Source organism: Pseudoduganella ginsengisoli (assembly GCF_009720865.1).
Taxonomy (GTDB): domain Bacteria; phylum Pseudomonadota; class Gammaproteobacteria; order Burkholderiales; family Burkholderiaceae_D; genus Rugamonas; species Rugamonas ginsengisoli.
On record NZ_WNLA01000005.1, the window covers coordinates 115,087 to 135,951 of the forward strand.

The window sequence follows — 20,865 nt, forward strand, 5'->3', positions numbered from 1 at the left end:
ATGCATTCCTCTAAAACCGTGTGCCTGGCTCGGATCAAACGTCAATGCGCCGCGTGCTCATGCTGGGCGCGGTGCTCTCCATAAGTTTTCACGACGTATGCCGTCATCCCCCGCGCCAGTTCATCTTCTCCCATGAAGATTTCCCCTGCCCGTTCCTTGCGCAGCAATTCCGCTTCTTCGTCGCTATGCGTGCGCATGACGGTGCGGATATCGGGATTCAAGGCCCGCGCAGTTTCCAGCATGGCCCGCACGTGGAACGTATCCGGCGTGGCAATCACCAGCATGGCGGCGCGTGCAATATGGGCCTGGATCAGCACCGCCGGTTCCCCCGCATTGCCCGCCACGGCAGGCACGCCTTGCTGGCGCAGCTGGTCGACCAGTTCGCGGTTTTGTTCTGCCACCACGTACGGAATGCCGCGCGAAGCCAGTTGCGCGGCAATGCGGCGGCCCACGCGGCCATATCCGACCAGCACCACTTGCCCGCTGAGTTTTTCATGCGGCACCGACATCGGCAATTCCGCCAGCGGATCCGCGCTGCGTTCGAAGCGCGCCGCCAGCAGACTGTTTTTTCCAAAGCGGCGTTCCAGCGGCCCTGTTGCGGCAAAGATCAGCGGGTTCAGTGCAATCGACAGGATGGCGCCTGCCAGGATCAGGCTTTGCCCTTCATGCGGCATCAATTGCAGTGCGATGCCCAGCCCCGCCAGGATGAAGGAGAATTCGCCAATTTGCGCAAGGCTGGCCGACACCATCAGCGCGGTCTTGGCCGGATAGCGCAGTAGCAGCACCAGCACAAACGCCGCCAGTGATTTGCCCAGCACGATAATGCCCAGCACGGCCAGCACGTGCAGCGGCTGTTGCACGAGGATAGCTGGTTCAAACAGCATGCCGACGGAGACAAAGAACAGCACGGCAAAGGCGTCGCGCAGCGGCAGCGATTCATTGGCGGCGCGGTGGCTCAATTCCGATTCGCGCAGCACCATGCCCGCAAAGAATGCGCCCAGCGCAAATGAAATGCCAAACAGTTTGGTGGCGGCAAACGCAATCCCGACGGCTGCCGCAATCACGCACAGCGTGAACAATTCGCGCGACCCCGTGCGCGCCACTTGCCACAGCAGCCAGGGGAACAGCTTGCGGCCCACCAGCATCATGAAGGCGATAAATGCCGCCGCCTGGCCAATGGTGAAGGCGACGGTTTGCCACAGCGGCGTATCCGGATCGGTATGTATATCGGCAGGCGCGGCGCCGCCCAGTGCACCGGCCAGCGGCGGCAACAGCACCAGCACGATGACGGTAACAAGGTCTTCCACCACCAGCCAGCCGACCGCGATGCGGCCATTGAAGGTATCGAGGATGCCCCGTTCTTCCAGCGCCCGCAGCAGCACGACAGTACTGGCCACGGACAGCGCCAGCCCAAATACCAGGCCGCCGCCAAGGCTCCAGCCCCACCAGTGCGCCAATCCCATGCCCATGGCCGTGGCGGCGCCGATTTGCAGCACAGCGCCCGGCAGTGCGACCTTGCGCACTTCCCACAAATCATCGAGCGAGAAATGCAGCCCCACGCCAAACATCATCAGCATGACGCCGATTTCCGCCAATTGCCCGGCCAGCGCCGTATCGGCAACAAAGCCCGGCGTGGCAGGTCCGATCAAGATGCCGGCTGCCAAATAGCCGACCAGCGCGGGCAAACGGAGCTTGGTGGCAATGAAGCCGAATGCCAGCCCGGAACCGAGCGCGGCAGCAATGGTGGTGATCAGGGGAAGGTCATGGTGCATGCGTAAGTAATACCCTTAAACGGTGGACAACCGTTCAAGGGTAGCACAGGCATGCGATGGAGGTTTTTTACAGCTTGCGTACGACGACAGCGCCGATGGAATAGCCGGCGCCAAACGAGCAGATCACACCCAACGCACCGGTATCCAAATCATCCTGGTGCTTGTGGAATGCAATGATGGAGCCGGCCGACGACGTGTTGGCATAGGTATCCAGGATCACTGGCGATTCATGCGGTTCCGCGTCGCGGCCCAGGATGGTGCGGGAAATCAGCTGGTTCATGCTGAGGTTGGCCTGGTGCAGCCAGAAACGCTTGAACTGTTCCACTTGCAGCCCGGTGCGGGCAATGCTTTCCTTGATCATGGCGGCGGCCATCGGGCACACTTCCTTGAACACTTTGCGGCCCTGCTGCTTGAACAGCTTGTCCGGCTGGCCCACGCCGCTTTCATCGAAGCGGTTCATGAAACCGAAGTTGTTGCGGATATTGTTCGAGAAGCTGGTTTTCAGCTTGGTGTCGAGGATTTCCCACTGGTGCTTCGACACTGCCGCATCCTTGGCCTCCACCACGATGGCCGTGCACGCGTCGCCAAAGATGAAGTGGCTGTCGCGGTCGCGCCAGTCCAGGTGGCCGCTGGTGATTTCCGGATTGAGCACCAGCACGGCGCGGGCCTGGCCGCTTTGCACGGCCGCCACGGCGGTCTGGATGCCGAACGTGGCCGACGAGCAGGCCACGTTCATGTCGAAGCCATAGCCATCGATGCCCAGCGCCTGCTGCACTTCCACCGCCATGGCAGGATAGGCGCGCTGCATGTTCGAGCATGCGACCAGCACCATGTCGATGTCGGCCGGCGTGCGGCCTGCGCGGTCCAGCGCCTGGTGGGCCGCCTTCACGCAAATTTCCGCCTGCAGCGACAGTTCGTCATTGCTGCGCTCAGGAATGCGCGGCACCATGCGCTTCGGATCGAGGATGCCTTCCTTTTCCATCACGTAGCGCGCCTTGATGCCGGACGCCTTTTCAATAAAAGCGGAGCTCGATGGCTCCAGCGCCGTGACGGTGCCGGCCGCGATAGCGTCCGCGTTGTCGGCATTGAATTGTTCCACATACGCGTTGAAGCACTCCACCAGTTCATCGTTGGAAATCGAGTATGGCGGGGTAAACAGACCGGTGCCGCTGATGACGACTTGTTTCATATTTTGTAATCTTTCTTAAAAGGCGGTCGCCTGACCGAGAAATTTTACACGATGCGACGAGCCGGAAAGGTAAAACGGCGCCCGCTGGGACGCCGTTTGGGTGCTGGCTATCTATTGTCACAACATTGGCTATTTTTTCAAGGGAGTTTTTGCGGGTACAGGATCGGCCTGCACCAGCTTGGAATCCTGTTTGGCCGTTTGCACGGGCAGGCCCTTCAAATGATTCAGCGCTTGCTGCAGTTGGAAGTCGTCGCCGCTGCCGAATTCCAGCGGCTTGCGCTTGCGCTCCGCCATCAAGATACGCAACTGTTCTTCCGCTTCATCGCGCTTGGCCTTGGCGGCTTCCTGGTCGCGGTCATTGGTCAAGTGTTTCGACAAGTCTGCTTCCCGCAAGCGCAGCGCATTCAAGCCATCGCCATCGGCGTTTTCTTCCACCTGCAAGTCCGGCGTAATGCCCTTGGCCTGGATCGAGCGGCCATTTGGCGTGTAGTAGCGCGCCGTCGTCAGTTTGACCGCTGTATCGGCCGTCAACTGGCGGATGGTTTGCACGGAACCTTTGCCGAACGTTTGCGTGCCGATAATGGTGGCGCGCTTGTAATCCTGCAGCGCGCCTGCCACGATTTCGGAGGCCGATGCGGAACCGGTATTGACCAGCACCGCCATCGGTACATTCTTCACGGCAGCCGGCAATTTGGCGAGGATGTCGCCTTCATTGCGCAGCAAGTAGTATTCCGGACGCCCGTAAAATGTCTGGCGCGAATCCGGCAATTGGCCATTGGTGGACACGATGGCGGCATCGCGCGGCAGGAATGCTGCCGCCACGCCGATTGCGCCTTGCAGCACGCCGCCCGGATCATTGCGCAAGTCCAGCACCAGGCCCTTCATTTGCGGATCCTGCTTGTACAGTTCCGTGATTTTCGCGGCCAGGTCATCGACGGTCGGTTCCTGGAATTGCGCAATGCGCAGCCACGCGTAACCTGGTTCGACGATCTTGCCCTTCACGCTTTTCTGGTGGATTTCTTCACGCGTGATGTGGAACACCAGCGGTTCCGGTTCATCCTTGCGCAGCACGGTCAGCGATACTTTGCTGTGCGGCTCGCCACGCATTTTTTTCACGGATTCATCGAGGCTCAAGCCTTTCACGGGCGTGGCATCAAGCCGTGTGATCAAGTCGCCAGCCTTGATGCCGGCGCGGTAAGCAGGCGAGTCTTCAATCGGGGCGACAATCTTGATGTAGCCATCTTCGCTCTGGCCGATTTCAATGCCCAGGCCGACGAACTTGCCTTGCGAACCTTCACGCAATTCAGCGTAGGCTTTTTTGTCGAGGTAAGCAGAGTGGGGGTCGAGCGATGCGACCATGCCGGTAATGGCTTCGGTCAGCAATTTCTTGTCTTCGACCGGTTCCACATAATCGGATTTGATCAGGCCAAACACGTCGGCCAGCTGCCGCAATTCTTCCAGCGGCAGGGCGGGATCGGCAGGGCGCTGCGCCATCGCGGAAAATTGCAACGAAACGGCGATGCCGGCCACTACACCGAGCCCAACCAGCCCGGTATTCTTGAGTTTCTTGCCCATGTTTCACCTGTATCCAAGCACGCATTACCCTATGGTATTGCGGTGAATTCAGTATAAACCTGATTTTGGGCAACCTGAGTAGCCTGTGCGTAATTTCATTCGCTTTTCAGGCACTTTTAAGCCTGCCGCGCCACACAAATGACGTATCAACAAGAGAAAGTTTGACAGCCTCTCAACATTTCGTTTTCCACGGTTTATCAGTTCTGTAAATGGTCTATTCACGACGGTAAGCAATTGTAAGAAAACAGGAAGGGCAAGCGGACGCGGCCTACACTGGCCTTGTAATTCTCTCTACCCTGTAGTGGTTTTCCGCCAGCGCGCCCGCGCTGGCTTTTTTTTAAATTGGCCATGGCGGCTGAGCTGTTGATTTGACAGCAGCGCTGCGGCAAAACACGCAGTACGGCTGTGGATTCCTGCACTGAATGTTGCTGCGAAAAACGACGTGTATCGAAAAGTAAAAACCCGTTAACAAACGGGCTCTGCAGGCCCGCACGCGATTACAATGCGTGCGCGGCACACTCTCCCGAGCCAGCCAGACTGCTCCAGCCAGCCCCGGCCGCACGGACTGCAATCCCCAGAAATTCCATGAGCAAACTGATCCCCATTGCCTGCCTGGCATTAATAGGCGCCCCCGTTCATGCCTTGGCCCAGCAGCAAAAGGATGAGGGGAAGACGCCGGCACAGCCAGTGGTGCCGCAAGTGACGATCTCCAACACCCGCGCCAGCGATATGGATGAGCGCCGCAATTCCACGGCGGGCAAGCAAGTGTATGGCCGCGAAGAATTGGACCGCAATGGCGATACCAGCCTCGGTGACGTGCTGAAACGCTTGCCGGGGGTGACCATCGGCGGCGGCCGTCCGGGCCGTGGCGGCGATGTGCGCATGCGCGGCCTTGGCAACGGCTATACGCAAATCCTCGTCAATGGCGAACGCCCTCCGGCCGGCTTTTCCATGGAATCGCTGTCGCCGGACCAGGTGGAGCGCGTGGAAGTCATGCGCGGCCCCATTGCGGAACACAGCACGCGCGCCATTGCCGGCACCATCAACATCGTGCTGCGCGACGGCTACCAGCAAAAAGACATCCAGGTGAAGCTGGCGGATTCGGTGGAGCAGGGCCTGCACACGCCGAATCTGTCCGTGACGCTGCCGGGCAAAGAGGGAGCGTTGAATTACACGCTGACCGGTTCCTTGGGCGTCAACCGCCAGCACAACGTGGGCCATACCGTCAGCACCGACACGCGCGCCGACGGCACGGTGGAGCGCTTGCAAATGCAGGATGAAGACAATAGCGGCACGTCGAAGAATTTGCATCTGGCGCCCCGCCTGTCGTACAAGTTCGATAACGGCGACACAGTCAATTTCCAGACGTTCGTGATGGCCATGCGCAGCGATACGGGCGCCACCAGTGAATTGAACCAGCCGGTCGCGCTGCCTGGCGTGCCGCCTGCGGAATACGCGACGGCTTATACGCAGTCGCACGCCAGCAATACGTTTGTGCGCGGCTTTGGCAACTGGATCCACCGGCTGCAAGGCGCATCGAAGCTGGACGTGAAATTCGGGTTTGGCCTGGGCCAGCGTGACAGCGACGTGCGGCGCTATCAATACGATGGTACAGGCGCCTTTGAAAACCGCTTCCTCGATACGGACAATTCGCGCGACCGCGGCTTGAATACGGGCGGCAAATACACGTCGCCGCTGGGCCAGGGCCACTTGCTGGCGGCAGGCTGGGATCTGGAAGCCAGCCACCGCGCACAGACCCGCGTGTCGCTGGATAAAAACGGCGTGTCGCAATTTGCCGACTCGGGCGACAACCTGACTGCCGACACGCGCCGCGTGGCCGTGTTTGCGCAGGATGAATGGGATATCACGCCGCAGTGGAGCGTCTACCTGGGCGCGCGCTGGGAAGGCATCCGCACCACGTCGGACCGCAGCGCCGGCACCGTGTCCAATACCAGCAGCGTGTTTTCCCCGCTATTGCACGGCGTATGGCGCATCCCCGGCAAGGAACGCGACCAGGTGCGCATGAGCTGGACGAAAAGTTATAAGTCGCCCAACGTGCAGGACTTGATCGCGCTGCCCGCCCTGTCGCGCAACAATGATGCGACGCGTCCTGACCGCACCGGCAATCCGAATTTGAAGCCGGAACTGGCGGCTGGTTTCGATGTCGCGTATGAACACTACCTGGGCCGCGCGGGCATCCTGTCGGCCAGTGCGTTTGTGCGCGATATCGATAACTTGATCCGCCGCACCTTGACCACATATACGGCGCCTGATGGTTCCGTGCGCTGGGTGTCGACGCCATCGAATGTCGGCCATGCAAAGACCAAAGGCATCGAACTGGAAGCGAAGTTCCAGTTGGTGGAATTGTTCCCTGACGCGCCAGCGATAGATTTCCGCTCCAATTACAGCCGCTTCTGGTCGAATGTGGATGGCATTCCCGGCCCGGACAATCGGCTGGACCAGCAAGCGAAGCAGACCGGCAATATCGGCGTGGATTACCGCATGAAGGACGTGCCGCTGACGTTGGGCGCCAGCTTTAACTGGACGCCGGCGATCCGTGTGCAAACGTCAACGGAACAAGTGGTGGAAGTGAGCCGCAAGCGCGTGCTGGACGCTTACGTGTTGTGGAAAGCCACGCCGCTGACCCAAATACGCCTGTCTGCGAGTAATATGCTGGCCGATGACGCCACCGGCAATAACCTGGTTACCACTAGGGGCGTTGCAAAATTATCCAGTACGGTCAATCCCACTTACACGGTGTGGAGCGCGCGGCTGGAAACCAAGTTCTGACAAAGGAGAGTTGTAGTGAAACGCATCTTGCTGAGCACCCTGGCTATGAGCCTGCTCGCTGCCTATGGGCCAGCCACCTTCGCGCATGAAGGACGTGAACATCAATCGGCGCCGGCCGCGCTGACGTCGGGCATCGATATCCAGTACATCGATGCCAAGGTGCGTCCTCAGGATGACTTTTTCCAGCATTTGAACGGCGAGTGGCTGAAGACCACGCAAATCCCCGAAGACAAATCCAGCTGGGGCTCGTTCGCCAAGCTGCGCGACGACACGTTGCCGCAACTGCGCTCCATTATCGAAGACCTGCAAGCCAGCAAACAAAAGGCCGGCAGCAATGAACAGAAAATCGCCGACCTGTACGCCAGCTACATGAATGAAGCGCTGCTGGAAAAGCAGGGCATCAAGCCGCTGTCGGGCGAGTTGAGCCAGATCCGCGGCATCAAGGACAAGAAAGCCTTGCCCGGCTTGATCGCGCGCCTGACGCGCATCGGCGTGTCGACGCCCTATGCGGTTTACGTGAGCACCGATGCGCGCGACTCGCAAAAGAATGCCGCGTACGTATCGCAAAGCGGCCTGGGTTTGCCGGACCGCGATTACTACCTGAAAAAAGATGACGAGCGCCTGGCCGGCATCCGCACCAAGTATGTGGCGCACGTGGCCCACATCCTGAAACTGGCGGGCCACAAGGCGCCGGAAGCGGCAGCGCAAGCGATTCTGGAATTTGAAACCGCGCTGGCGGAAGTGCAGTGGACCAAAGTCGACAACCGCGACCCGGTGAAGCGCTACAACAAGACCGAGATTGCCAAGCTGGGCGAGACGGCGCCCGGCTATGACTGGCTCGACGCAATGGGCAAAGCCGGCGTGGCCACCAAGACCAATTACGTGATCGTCAACCAGCCCAGCTACCTGAAGGGCTTCGCGCAAGTGGTCGATGCCACGCCGCTCGACACGCTGAAGGCATATTTTGAATGGCAATTGCTGCGCGATGCGTCGCCGTATCTGTCGAAAGCGTTTGCTGATGCAGACTTCGCATTTTATGAAGGCGTGATCAGTGGCGTGACGGCGCAGCCGCCCCGCTGGAAGCGCGGTGTCGCCACGGTGGAAAGCGCAATTGGCGAAGGCATGGGCCAGCTGTACGTGGCGAAGTACTTCCCGGCCGAGCGCAAGGCGCGCATGGAAACGCTGGTGAAAAACCTGATGGCAGCGTACAAGGACAGCATCGACAAGCTGGACTGGATGGGCCCGGAAACCAAGCGTGAAGCGCAAGACAAGCTGGCCAAGTTCACCACCAAGATCGGTTATCCCAACAAGTGGCGCGATTACAGTGCGCTGTCGATCGTGCCGGGCGACTTGACGGGTAATATGCGCCGCGCGGCGGAGTTCGATTACAAGCGCAATATCGCCAAGCTGGGTGCGCCGGTGGACCGCGAAGAGTGGGGCATGACGCCGCAAACCGTTAACGCGTATTACCGCCCGACCGCCAACGAAATCGTGTTCCCGGCCGCCATCCTGCAGCCGCCATTCTTCAACGCGGCAGCCGATGATGCCGTCAACTATGGTGCGATCGGCGCCGTGATCGGCCATGAAATCAGCCACGGTTTCGACGACAAGGGCAGCCAGTCCGATGGCGACGGCAATTTGCGCGACTGGTGGACGGCTGAAGACCGTGCGAAATTCAAGGCCAAGGCCGATGCGCTGACCAGGCAGTATGACGGCTACAGCCCGCTGCCGGGCTATAACGTCAATGGCGCGCTGACCTTGGGTGAAAACATTGCGGACAACTCGGGCCTGGCCATTGCATACAAGGCGTACAAGCTGTCGCTGCATGGCCAGCCGGCGCCGGTGATCGACAACCTGACGGGCGAGCAGCGTTTCTACATGGGCTTTGGCCAGGTATGGCGCACCAAGATGCGCGAAGCGCAGCAAATCAAGCAAGTGAAAACCGACCCGCACTCGCCGGGCCAGTTCCGCGCCAACGGCACGGTCGTGAACCAGCCGGGCTTTTATGAAGCGTTTGGCGTGAAGGAAGGCGACAAGTTATACGTTGCGCCAGAAAATCGCATCATCATCTGGTAATTTGCACAGTTTGTGCAGCAAAGGGGCCACGCAAGTGGCTCTTTTGCTATCTTTGTGTCTTCCCGCTGTGCTACAGTTTTAAACCCGGTCATAAGCCGGTACGACAATTAATCGAAGGACATTCACCTGTGAACCGACATCTGCTCAGTGCATTGACCCTGGCCCTGCTGGCAACCGCCACTGGCCAAGCCAGCGCCGCCGGCGCTTCCGCTGCCAAATCCGTAGCGAAGCCGACTTCCGGCATCGCCGTTGAATATATCGATCCTGCGGTGCGCGCGCAGGATGACTTCTTTACCCACTTGAGCGGCAAATGGCTGGCCACGACGGAAATCCCGGCGGACAAGTCGAGCTGGGGCTCGTTCGTCAAACTGCACGAAGACACGCAGCCACAGCTGCGCGCCATCATTGAGCAGTCCGCCGCGAATCCCAAGTCCAGCGCGGATGCACAGCGCATTGGCGATTTCTACGCCAGCTTCATGGATGAAGCCAAACTGGAACAGCTGGGCATTTCGCCGCTGAACGGCCAGCTGGCGCAAATTGCCGCACTGCAAGACAAGAAAGAAATCCCTGCGCTGATGGCGCAATTCGCGAAGGTTGGCACGTCGGCGCCGTTCGCAGGCGCGGTTCACCAGGACAACAAGGATTCCACCAAATACGTGGTGGACTTCTTCCAGAGCGGCCTGGGCTTGCCTGAGCGCGATTACTACCTGAACAAGGACGATGCGCGCCTGAAAGATATTCTGGCCAAGTACCAGCAGCACGTGGCCGCCATGCTGACGCTGGCGGGTGACAAGGATGCTGCCGCCAAGGCGCAGACCATCGTGGCGCTGGAAACGGAACTGGCCAAAGTACAGTGGACCCCGGTCGAACTGCGCGACCCGGTCAAGGCGTACAACAAGTTTGAAATTGCCAAGCTCAATGAACTGACCCCGAACTTCGACTGGACGCCTTACCTGGCGGGCCTGGGCGTGACGGGCAAGGTCAACTACGTGATCGTCAGCCAGCCGTCGTACCTGAAAGGCGTGTCCGACATCCTGGCGGCCACGCCGCTGGACGCATGGAAAGCGTACTTCACGTGGCAAACCATCCGCGCCTATGCGCCGTACCTGTCGAAAGCCTTTGTCGATGAAAACTTCGCGTTCTATGGCGCGACGTTGTCGGGCGCGAAGGAAATGCGTCCACGCTGGAAGCGCGGTGTCGCGACGGTGGAAGGCGCGCTGGGCGAATCGCTGGGCAAGCTGTACGTGGAACAACACTTCCCGGCCGAGCGCAAGGCGCGCATGGAAGCGCTGGTGAAAAACCTGATGGTCGCGTACAAGCAATCGATCGACAAACTGGACTGGATGAGCCCGGCAACGAAGAAAGAAGCGCAAGCCAAGCTGGCCAAGTTCACGACGAAGATCGGCTACCCGAACAAGTGGCGCGATTACTCGGCGCTGGTGGTGTCCAAGGACGACCTGGTGGGCAACGTGGTCCGTTCCAACATGGCCGACTACAACAAGGAAATCAACAAACTGGGCAAGCCGATCGACCGCGACGAGTGGGGCATGACGCCGCAGACGATCAATGCGTACTACAACCCGGAAATGAATGAAATCGTGTTCCCGGCCGCGATCCTGCAGCCGCCGTTCTTCGATGCGAATGCGGATGACGCGGTCAACTATGGCGGTATCGGCGCCGTGATCGGCCACGAAATCAGCCACGGTTTCGATGACCAGGGTTCGCAGTACGACGGTGACGGCAACCTGCGCAACTGGTGGACGGAAGCGGACGGCAAGAACTTCGCGCAAAAGACCAAGGCGCTGGTGGCGCAATACAACGCATTCAGCCCGCTGCCTGGCTACAACGTCAACGGTGAACTGACCTTGGGTGAAAACATTGCCGACAACTCCGGCGTGGCGATTGCCTACAAGGCTTATAAACTGTCGCTGAAGGGCAAGCCGGCGCCGGTGATTGATGGTTTGACGGGCGACCAGCGCTTCTTCATGGGCTTTGCCCAGGTATGGCGCAGCAAGATGCGTGATCCGGAAATGATCAAGCGCGTGAAGACCGACCCGCACTCGCCAGGCCAGTTCCGCGCCAACGGCACGATGCGCAACCAGCCGGGCTTCTATGAAGCGTTCAAGGTCAAAGATGGCGACAAGATGTACCTGCCGCCGAAAGACCGCGTGATTATCTGGTAAGTATTCCCAGCCTCACCGCAACCGCCCTCCGGGGCGGTTTTTTTTATGACGGTGCCGGGCACCAACCGGATTTGCAACAAGCGTTGCGCAAAAAAAAACCGCCCCGGAGGGCGGCTTGTTCCGGCGCGCGTAGCGCTCAGGATTTTGGCGCTTCAGCCGCAGCCGATGCAGCGGGCGCCGCGGCTGGGGCCGGTACTTCCGGTTCTTTCAGCTTGCCGCCCGATTTGTTGGCCATGTAGACCACGGCGCGTGCAATTTCCACGTCATCCAGGTCAGGATTGCCGCCTTTGGCCGGCATGGCGTTCAAGCCTTGCAGGGCGTGTTTGATCACAGTGTCCTGGCCTTGTGCCAGGCGCGGGCCCCAGGCGCCGCTGTCGCCGACTTTCGGTGCACCGGCAGCGCCGGTGCCGTGGCAAGCCTGGCACGTTGCCGTGTACACGGCTTCGCCGCTTTGCAGCACTTTCGGGCCATTGGCATCTTTCAGCGTATAACCAGCATCGGCAACAGGACGCAAGCGCGCTTCAACGGCTTGCGAAGTCTGGCCTTCGGAGCCGGCGCCCGTCAGTTTGGTATTGGTGACATATTGCACCAGCAGCACAATGCCGATAATGGTGACGGCAAAAAAGCCGATAACGGCTGCTGCAAGTTGCTTGGGCGTGCGGATCGGAGAATCGTGGCTCATGAATTTCCTTGGTAACAGTTTCGAAACTTGCGTCGGCGTGTTTGTTATTGCAGGAACAGCTAGGGCGCCAAACGAGGGATTATAGTCGTAAAGAATTGGTAGTGGACGTGCAAAGGTGCAAAAGAGACACTTTTCGTGGACATACGGCACCAGACCCGGTATCCTTCGGGGGTTTCATCCTTCCAGCGCGGCTGTAGCTCAATGGATAGAGTATTGGCCTCCGAAGCCAAGGGTTGTGGGTTCGATCCCCGCCAGCCGCACCAGTTCCCTGTTTTCCCTCCCCAAATCCCGGTTTAAGCCTGCATTTGCTGCGGCAAGACCTGTCCGCCCTGCTTGACGGGCGTAGCCAGCGAAAATGGCCGTTCCACCAGCAAGAACAGCGCTGCCGATGGCAGCAAGGTCAGCACGAACATCACCGGCAAGACCACCGCCGCGAACACCGATTCGTGCGCCGCATGCGGCATCACCCTGGCCAGCACGAGGAAGCCGAACTTCAAGCCGAGACCGTGCATCAGGTAATACGAATAGCTCATGTTGCCCAGCCAGCGCAGCGGGGTCCAGCAAAATGCCCGGGTCAGCCAGGCCCGGGGCGCCAGCAGGCACGTGTAGCAGACGACAGGGAACACAAAAAACAGCGTGACGATCTTGGCGGTGTAGCCGGCAGCACCTGGGATGGGGAGCGTGGTCATGGCCAGCGCGCCCGCCAGCAAGAACAAGGAGGCGCTGCTATGCGGCGCCTCCACCGGCGGCTTGCGCAGCGCTTCATGCAGCAAGATGCCGCCGATGAACATGATCAGGCGAACGTGCCCGTCGTGGAGCAGGCAATATCCGGCAATGGCAGTTGCTGCCACCGCAAACAGCGCGACCCGTACGGCGCTGCTGCGGCGGCGCAAGCCAAGCGCGCCGATGACAAACGGCATGGCAATGTAATAAAACATTTCATAGCTCAGCGACCAGGCCACCGTGATAATGGGCTTGATGGAGAACAGCCCCGGCAGCAGCAAGAAATTTTGCAGTACGTAGATCGCGGCTGCCAGTGGAGCGGACGGAATCTTGCTGTCTTCCGGGCGGAGGAAGGACAGCGCCAGGTACAGCGCAAATACGGCGCAAAACGCCGGATAAATGCGCACCACGCGGCGCCACATGAATGGCAGGAAGGGCTGCGGCCGCGCAATCAGCGAGCCATAAATCAGGTAGCCGCTGAGCACAAAGAACAGGTCGACGCCTGCATTCCCCATCGCGTGCACGATATCGAGCACGCCGGCCAGTTTTGAGCCCGGGCTGGCCCATGGCGAGATCAGTGTCGCGTAATGGACCAGGAAGACAAGAAACACGGCAAAGCCGCGCAAGCCTTCCATCGGGCGCAAGTTGCGGCCATTGGCATGGCGAGAGAGTTCAAATTGTCCGGCAAGCCATTGCATAGTTTCCCCGCATTTCATTTTTTGCAATGCTTTGCAAATTGTTATTTTTGATATTTTAACTCTTCAGTAGCGGTCTTTCATTCAATTGGGAACTATGCGCAACGGCCGGATGATGTGAAAATGAAGGGCAGTACTCTGGCCAACCAACCCAGGAGTCCGCGTGCCCGGCAAAACTTCCCAGCCCTTGCTGCTCGGCGTCTTTTTCCTGTCCGGTGTATCGGCGCTGATTTACCAGGTCGCCTGGCAGCGTCTGCTGTTTGGCGCCTTTGGCGTCGACATTGAATCCATCACCATCATTGTTTCCACCTTCATGCTGGGCCTGGGCTGCGGCGCACTGGCCGGCGGACAGCTGGCGGACCGGCTGGGCCACCGTACCGTGCAATTGTTCGCGCTGTGCGAACTGGGCATCGGCCTGTTCGGCCTTGCCAGCACGGCGCTGATTCCTGCCGTGGGCGCACGCTTCCTGCACAGCAGCCTGCCCGTGATTGCGGCGGCGAACTTTCTATTGATCCTGCTGCCTGCCAGCCTGATGGGCGCCACATTGCCGATGCTGGTGGCCCACCTGTTCCGCAGCAATGCCAATGTCGGCCTGTCGATCGGTACGCTGTACTGGGCCAATACCATGGGCGCCGCGCTGGGCGCACTGGCGGCTGGCGTGCTGCTGTTCCACTACCTGACGCTGGACCAGTCGATTTACGTGGCGGCGGCAGGTAATTTCATTGTGTCCGGCTCCGTGTACGTGGGCTACCGCAGGAGGACGGTATGAAAGGGGCGGCGCGCTGGCTATCATTTTTCATGGGCTTCCTCAGCCTGAGCCAGGAAATCCTGTGGGTGCGCATGGCCAGCTTTATTTACCGCGGGGCGCCGCAAGCGTTTGGCGCCATCCTTGCGCTGTACTTGCTGGGCATAGCGCTGGGGGCCGGCTGGGGCAAGCGCTATTGCACGCGCCACGCGGGCTTGTTCCGCGTGGCGGCCGTCATCCTGCTGGTGGCGGCAAGCACGGACATGCTGTTCCCCTGGCTGGTGGTGGCTGCCTTTGCACAACTGCGCGGCGCCGGTACGGCGGCATTGATGCTGTGCGTGCTGGTGACGGCGCTGTTGAAAAGCATGATCTTTCCCATTGCCCACCACCTTGGCTCCTCCGCCAGCACTGACAGCGTGGGCTCGTCCGTGTCGCGCGTGTATTTCGCCAATATCGCCGGTTCTACCCTGGGGCCGCTGGTGACCGGCTTTATCGTGCTACAGCTGTGCACGTTGCAGCAAAGCCTCGCGCTGATGGCGGGCGCCACGTTGATGGTGTCCGCCTTTTGCCTGCAGGCGGATGGCGGGCGGCGGGCCGTCCCTGCATGGGCCGCCAGTACGGCGCTGGCCATTGCTGCTGTCACCGCTATACCCGATGCGTTGCTGGGCCGGCTGGTGGCGGCGATGGACACGGGCGGCCATGCCTATAAAGGCGCGGTGGAAAACCGCTATGGCATCGTGCATTTGCTCGACGGCGGCGACCTGGGCGACATCGTTTATGGCGGCAATGCGTACGATGGCCGGGTCAATACGGACTACATGGTGGACAGCAACATGATTTCCCGCGTTTATATGCTGGCCGCCGTGCAGCCCCGCCCGAAACGCATACTGGTGCTGGGCATGAGTGCGGGATCGTGGACGCGCGTGCTGGCCAATTTCCCCGGTGTGGAACACGTCGACGTGCTGGAAATCAATCCCGGCTACGTGGACGTGATCCGCCGCTATGACGCCGTGCGGCCGGTACTGGACGATCGCCGCATTGCCATGCATTTCGACGACGGCCGGCGCTGGCTGAAACGGCATCCCGGTGAACATTACGACTTGCTGGTCATGAATACCACGTTCCACTACCGCGCCTATATCACCATGCTGCTCAGCGACGACTTCCTGCGCGTGGCGCGCAGCCATTTGCGGCCCGGCGGTGTGATTGCGTTTAACAGCACGGATGCGCCGGATGTTTACAAGACCGCGGCTGGCGTGTTCCGCAACGTGTACAAGATGCGTAATTTCGTCGTGGCAGGCGACATGCTGGCGCTGCCGGACGAAGGCGAGGCAGTGCGCCGCGTGGGCGCACTGGTCGATATCACGCGGCCGCAGGTGGCGGCCAAGGTGCGGGAAGATTTCCAGCGCTATGAACGCTATGATGAAGCCGTGTTTGCACGCCGCGCGGGGCGCAGGCTGGAAACCATCACGGACCAGAACATGCTGACCGAGTTCCGCTATGGCGACAGCCTGCTGAAAAACCTGGGCTGGGCGCCCAGGCAATGAAGCTTAGTTGTACGTGTACTGGTAGTAGCCCGAACCATACCCGTTGACGGTCTGCTTTTTGCCCATCACGTAAGTGTTCTGGATGGCGCGGTCGTCGCCCAGCATTTGCAGCACAAACAGCTTGTCTTCAATGGTATTGGTCTTTTGCATGCGGAACTTCAGCAAGTCCGTTGCATTCGGGTTGATGACGACAAAGTCCGCCTCGTTGCCGATCTTGAAGCTGCCGACCTGGTTTTCCAGGCTCAGCGCGCGCGCCGCACCCAGGGTCGCCAGGTAATACGCCTTGATGGCTTTCAGTGGATTGACCGTGCTTGGATCATCGACAAACGCCTTGCGCAACTGCGTCATCTTGTACGCTTCATTCATGGTCTGCAGCGCATTGAAGCTGGTGCCCGCGCCCACGTCCGTGCCCAGGCCCACTTTCACGCCGTATTGTTCCGCCTTTTGCAGGTTGAACAGGCCGCTGCCGAGGAACATGTTCGACGTCGGGCAAAAGGCAATGGCGGCGCCCGTCTGTGCCAGCGACTGGAATTCATCGTCGCGCAAATGCACGCCGTGCGCATAGACGGAGCGGTTGCGCGACAGGCCGAAGCTGTTATACACGTCCAGGTAGCCGGTCGATGACGGGAACAGCGACTGCACCCACGCGATTTCCGCCTTGTTTTCAGACAAGTGGGTGTGCATGTACACGTCCGGGAATTCCCGCAGCAATTGACCGGCCTTGGCCAGCTGTTCCGGCGTGGACGTCGGCGCAAAGCGGGGCGTGACGGCATACAGCGCGCGGCCATTCTTGTGCCATTTCTGGATCAGCGCCTTGCTGTCCGTATACGAGCTGGCCGGCGTATCCAGCAGGTAGTCCGGCGCATTGCGGTCCATCATGACCTTGCCGGCAATCAAACGCATATTGCGCGTCTGCGCTTCCTCAAACAAGGCATCGACGGAATTCGGGCTGACAGTGCCGAATACCAGTGCCGTCGTTGTGCCATTCCGTACTAATTCATTAATAAATGTTTTAGCGACGCTTTTTGCATAAGTTTTATTCGAGAATTGCTGTTCAGTGGGGAAAGTATAAGTATTCAGCCAATCCAGTAGTTGCTCCCCAAAAGAAGCGATCATTTCCGTTTGAGGATAATGCACGTGGCTATCAATAAATCCGGGCATCAATATTTTCCCGGAATAATCGACCACTTGAATATAGGGATAATTGTTCAGGACCGTGTTGGCAGGGCCGACCGCCTTGACTTTGCCGTCCGTGCCGACGACCAGTACGCCATCTTCATAGTATTCGTAAGGGGTTTGGCTGACGGCGGGATCATCGACAAAGTGCAAAATCGATGCCCGATAAGCCGTCGTTTGATATTGCGCAAAAGCAGGGGTAGTTAATGTTAGTACAGCAGCGGCAATTAAAGCTTTATAGCATTTAGAAAGTTTCACTTTATAAGTCTCCATTTTTAAATTTGTTTTGGCAGAAATGAATGCCGTCGCAAAATTTAAAGGAGTGTGAATATCGCATTATATTCAATTGATTATGTGTCATTAATTATGGCGATATGTTGTGCGGATAAACAACAGATGCGTCGCTGTGCATAATTTCTCCATATTTCCAATCGATAATGAGTGGAAATAATCCATGGGGGAAGCTATGAAAATGCGATTGAGTCCGGGGGCGGGCGCTGTGGTAGCTGCCTGTGCAGTATTGCTGACGGGCTGCGGCGGCTCCGATTCGACCGCTACCAGTGCCGGCAACGCTGTGCGCACGCTGATGGGCGGCGCGGTGCAGGGCGCACCCACGACGGACATTGCGGCCAATGGCGTATCGACGGTCGTCTTTGGCGGCAATGCGAGCCGTTACACGATTGCTGCCAGCGGCAGCGGTTATACCGTGACAGATACGGAAGGCAACGACGGCACAGTGACGGTCACGCGCACACAGCGGCTGCAATTTGCCGACACCAATATTGCCCTCGATGTTGATGGCATCCCGGGCATCGCGTATCGCCTGTACCAGGCGGCCTTTAACCGCGTGCCGGATGAACCCGGGCTGGGCTTTTGGATCAATGTGCTGGACTACGGCAACCCCATGAGCGTCGTGCTGGCCGCGTTTACCGGCTCGCCTGAATTCAAGAGCCTGTATGGGACCAATCCCACCAACTCGGCATTGGTGACGGCGTTTTACACCAATGTGCTGCACCGGGAGCCGGAAGCGGCAGGTAAAGCGTACTGGATCGATGTTCTCGACAGGAAGCTCGATAGCGTCGACAACGTGTTGTTCAACTTTTCCCGTAGTACGGAAAATTACAACAATACACTGCCGTCGATTACCAACGGCATCCGCTATACGCCAATTAACCGCGTTGCCGGCAACACCGTGCCGGGCGCACCCACGATAGGCGCCGGCACGGCCGGCAACGGCACCGCCAGCATTGCCTTCACGGCGCCCGCATCGAATGGCGGCAGCACGATTACCGCCTATACCGCCACGTGCAGCGCCAGCGGCGTCAGCAAGACGGGATCCGGCTTGTCCAGCCCATTGCAGGTGGCGGGCCTGACCAATGGCGTGGCCTACACGTGTTCCGTCAAAGCCGCCAATGCACAAGGCAACAGCGCCGCATCGGGCACGGTGACCGTGACGCCGGTGGGTACGACGACGCCGTCCGACCCGAATAATCCGAACACGCCGACGGTCACGGCGCCGGGCGCGCCTACCATCGGCACGGCTACGGCGGGCAATACCAGCGCCAGCATTGCGTTCACGGCGCCCGCGTCAAATGGCGGCGCCGCCATTACCGGCTATACGGCCAGCTGCACGGGCGGCGGCGCCACCAAGACCGGTACCGGCACTGCCAGCCCGATTGCCGTGACGGGCCTGACCAATGGCACCGCGTACAGCTGCAGCGTCAAGGCCACCAACTCGGCCGGTAGCGGCACGGCGTCATCGAGCGTCAGCGTGACGCCGACAGCCGGCACCACGACGTCCGGCACCAGCAGCACGGCGGGCGTTTACTGCAGCTATACCAACAGCACCACCAACCCAACCACGGGCATGGCCAGCACCGCCGCGGTATCGTGCACCAGCACGCTGCGCCGCTTCACGGGCAACGGCGTGCCGGACCACAAAGTCGGCACGTTCCCGAATTCGGGCAACCCGAACACCATCGGCCAGATCACGGTGGACTTCCAGACTACGATGACGCCGGCTGTCGTCAGCACCACGGGCACGGCTGTCGACCATATCCTCGGCTATGCGATGAACAGCGTGAAGTACGACCCATCGACGGCGGAAAGCTACCAGAATGCAGGCGTATGGAAAATCGAAGCGCTGAACCAGACGTACTTCAAGTTCGGCACCGATACCAACAATGCGCACGTGCAGCCGGATGGCGCGTACCACTACCACGGCATGCCGGAAGAATACATCACGAAGCTGGGCAAGGGCACGTCCACCATGACCCTGGTCGGTTTTGCCGTCGACGGCTTCCCGATCTATGCGCGCTACGGCTACAAGACCGCGTCGGACGCCACCAGCGGCGTCAAGATCATGACGTCCAGCTACCGCATGAAGACGACGCCATCGAGCGGACGTCCATCGACGTCGATTGCCGCCATGGGCACCTTCACGCAGGATTACGAATACGTGGCGGGCCTGGGCGACCTCGATGAGTGCAATGGCCGCACGGGCGTAACGCCGGAATTCCCGAACGGGATTTACCACTACTACATCACGGACGGCTACCCTTACATCCAGCGCTGCGTGAAAGGCACGGCTTCCTCGACGACAGGTGGTAAATGATGTTTGGCATCACGTGGCGGCTGGCATGGCTGATGGTGTGCGCCATGCTGGCCGCACCGGCCGCCATGGCGCACCTGATGCCGTCCGGGCAGGGCGCCGTGCGGCTGGTTGGCGATTCCGCGTATGTGACGATCGCGATTCCCGTCGCCGCGCTGGCGGGTTTCGATGACAACCATGATGGCTTGATCAGCGCGGCGGAAATCAATGCCCACCGCAACATGCTGAGCACGCAGCTCAATGCGATGATCGACATCCGCAGCAGCGGCCAGCCTGGCCGCGTGCTGTTTGAAGACATGCTGCTGTCCCACCCCAGCCCCAGCGTGGAAGCAGGGCAGGGCGAAGCGGAATTTGCACTGCTGCGGCGCTACCAGTGGGATGGTCCCGTCACGGCGCCGCACGTCACGGTGCGCATGTTCCATGCCGATGCGACGGCCGGTAAAAAGCTGGCGCTGCAAGTGATCCGCGGCGAAGAGACGGAATTGTCCGTGCTGTCGCGCGAACGCAATAGCCACCAGTATTTTGCCGGGCCGTGGGCCGTGTTCCAGGATTTCACCTTGCTGGGCGCCGAGCATATTTTGCAGGGACCGGACCATTTGCTGTTCCTGCTGACGGTGCTGGTAGTGGGCGCCGGCTGGCGCTACTGGCTCGCTGTCGTCACCAGTTTCACCATTGCGCACAGCATCACGCTGGCGGCGTCGGCACTGGGCTATGTCAGCGCGCCGCCTGCCGTCGTCGAACCGCTGATTGCCCTCAGCATCGTGCTGATGGCTGTCGATAACCTGTGGCGCGGGCCCGCGTCGGCCCGGCACCGGCCATGGCTGGTATTTGCGTGCGGCTTGCTGCACGGGCTGGGGATTGCCGCCGTGCTGGTGGAAATGGGCCTGTCGGCCAGCAACCGCGCATTGAGCCTGTTTGCCTTCAATGTGGGCGTCGAGGCGGGACAGGTGGTATTTGTTGCGTGCGTGCTGCTGGCGCTGAAGCTGGTGGGCCGCTGGCTGGATCAGCGCTGGCAGGCGCGCTTCGTGAAACTCAGTTCCGTGCTGGCCGCCTGCGCCGGCATGGTGTGGCTGGTGCAGCGCACGCTGGCCTGAATAGCGC

General features: G+C 59.9%; 13 protein-coding genes and 1 tRNA gene. 8 read left to right on the forward strand and 6 right to left on the reverse strand.

The features are described from left to right. Positions 1-41: 41 nt before the first annotated feature. From GM668_RS10655 to GM668_RS10665, 3 genes are all read right to left on the reverse strand, one after another. Positions 42-1,772 (reverse strand): cation:proton antiporter domain-containing protein, encoded by a 1,731-nt coding sequence (locus tag GM668_RS10655; protein WP_155438935.1) that lies wholly within the window; start codon positions 1,770-1,772, stop codon positions 42-44. A gap of 67 nt (positions 1,773-1,839) precedes the next feature. After that, on the reverse strand, positions 1,840-2,961 hold the full coding sequence (locus tag GM668_RS10660; protein ID WP_155438936.1) for a beta-ketoacyl-ACP synthase III: 1,122 nt from the start codon (positions 2,959-2,961) through the stop codon (positions 1,840-1,842). Positions 2,962-3,090: 129 nt separating this feature from the next. After that, entirely contained in the window at positions 3,091-4,536 is a 1,446-nt protein-coding gene (locus GM668_RS10665; protein WP_155438937.1) for a S41 family peptidase, read from the reverse strand. A gap of 585 nt (positions 4,537-5,121) precedes the next feature. On the opposite strand from GM668_RS10665, the gene GM668_RS10670 reads away from it, so the two are divergent. From GM668_RS10670 to GM668_RS10680, 3 genes are all read left to right on the forward strand, one after another. Further along, a complete protein-coding gene (locus GM668_RS10670; RefSeq protein WP_155438938.1) occupies positions 5,122-7,326 on the forward strand; it encodes a TonB-dependent receptor plug domain-containing protein in 2,205 nt (734 codons plus the stop codon). Between the two features lie 15 nt (positions 7,327-7,341). Then, positions 7,342-9,402: a M13 family metallopeptidase gene (locus tag GM668_RS10675; RefSeq protein WP_170305586.1), complete on the forward strand. Its 2,061-nt coding sequence runs from the start codon at positions 7,342-7,344 to the stop codon at positions 9,400-9,402. 128 nt (positions 9,403-9,530) lie between these two features. Then, a complete protein-coding gene (locus tag GM668_RS10680) occupies positions 9,531-11,585 on the forward strand; it encodes a M13 family metallopeptidase (RefSeq protein ID WP_170305587.1) in 2,055 nt (684 codons plus the stop codon). Between the two features lie 136 nt (positions 11,586-11,721). On the opposite strand, the gene GM668_RS10685 is transcribed toward GM668_RS10680, so the two are convergent. Then, positions 11,722-12,267, reverse strand: a complete 546-nt coding sequence (locus GM668_RS10685) for a c-type cytochrome (RefSeq protein ID WP_155438939.1) — start codon at positions 12,265-12,267, stop codon at positions 11,722-11,724. Positions 12,268-12,454: 187 nt separating this feature from the next. Between GM668_RS10685 and GM668_RS10690 the strand changes: the two genes are divergently transcribed. Beyond that, positions 12,455-12,530 (forward strand) — tRNA-Arg (locus tag GM668_RS10690). Positions 12,531-12,560: 30 nt separating this feature from the next. On the opposite strand, the gene GM668_RS10695 is transcribed toward GM668_RS10690, so the two are convergent. Continuing rightward, positions 12,561-13,688 carry an acyltransferase family protein gene (locus GM668_RS10695; RefSeq protein WP_155438940.1) on the reverse strand — a complete coding sequence of 376 codons (1,128 nt, stop codon included), beginning with the start codon at positions 13,686-13,688 and terminating at the stop codon, positions 12,561-12,563. Positions 13,689-13,848: 160 nt separating this feature from the next. Between GM668_RS10695 and GM668_RS10700 the strand changes: the two genes are divergently transcribed. Both GM668_RS10700 and GM668_RS10705 read left to right on the forward strand, forming a co-directional pair. Further along, entirely contained in the window at positions 13,849-14,454 is a 606-nt protein-coding gene (locus GM668_RS10700) for a fused MFS/spermidine synthase (protein WP_170305588.1), read from the forward strand. After that, on the forward strand, positions 14,451-15,977 hold the full coding sequence (locus GM668_RS10705; protein ID WP_155438941.1) for a spermine/spermidine synthase domain-containing protein: 1,527 nt from the start codon (positions 14,451-14,453) through the stop codon (positions 15,975-15,977). The genes GM668_RS10700 and GM668_RS10705 overlap by 4 nt, the downstream gene beginning before the upstream one ends. A gap of 3 nt (positions 15,978-15,980) precedes the next feature. On the opposite strand, the gene guaD is transcribed toward GM668_RS10705, so the two are convergent. Further along, positions 15,981-17,426 carry a guanine deaminase gene (gene guaD, locus GM668_RS10710; RefSeq protein ID WP_155438942.1) on the reverse strand — a complete coding sequence of 482 codons (1,446 nt, stop codon included), beginning with the start codon at positions 17,424-17,426 and terminating at the stop codon, positions 15,981-15,983. Between the two features lie 193 nt (positions 17,427-17,619). On the opposite strand from guaD, the gene GM668_RS10715 reads away from it, so the two are divergent. Together GM668_RS10715 and GM668_RS10720 are read left to right on the forward strand one after the other, a co-directional pair. Continuing rightward, entirely contained in the window at positions 17,620-19,767 is a 2,148-nt protein-coding gene (locus GM668_RS10715; protein WP_170305589.1) for a YHYH protein, read from the forward strand. After that, positions 19,764-20,858 carry a HupE/UreJ family protein gene (locus tag GM668_RS10720; protein ID WP_155438944.1) on the forward strand — a complete coding sequence of 365 codons (1,095 nt, stop codon included), beginning with the start codon at positions 19,764-19,766 and terminating at the stop codon, positions 20,856-20,858. Before GM668_RS10715 ends, GM668_RS10720 begins: the two co-directional genes overlap by 4 nt. The last annotated feature ends 7 nt before the right edge of the window (positions 20,859-20,865 follow it).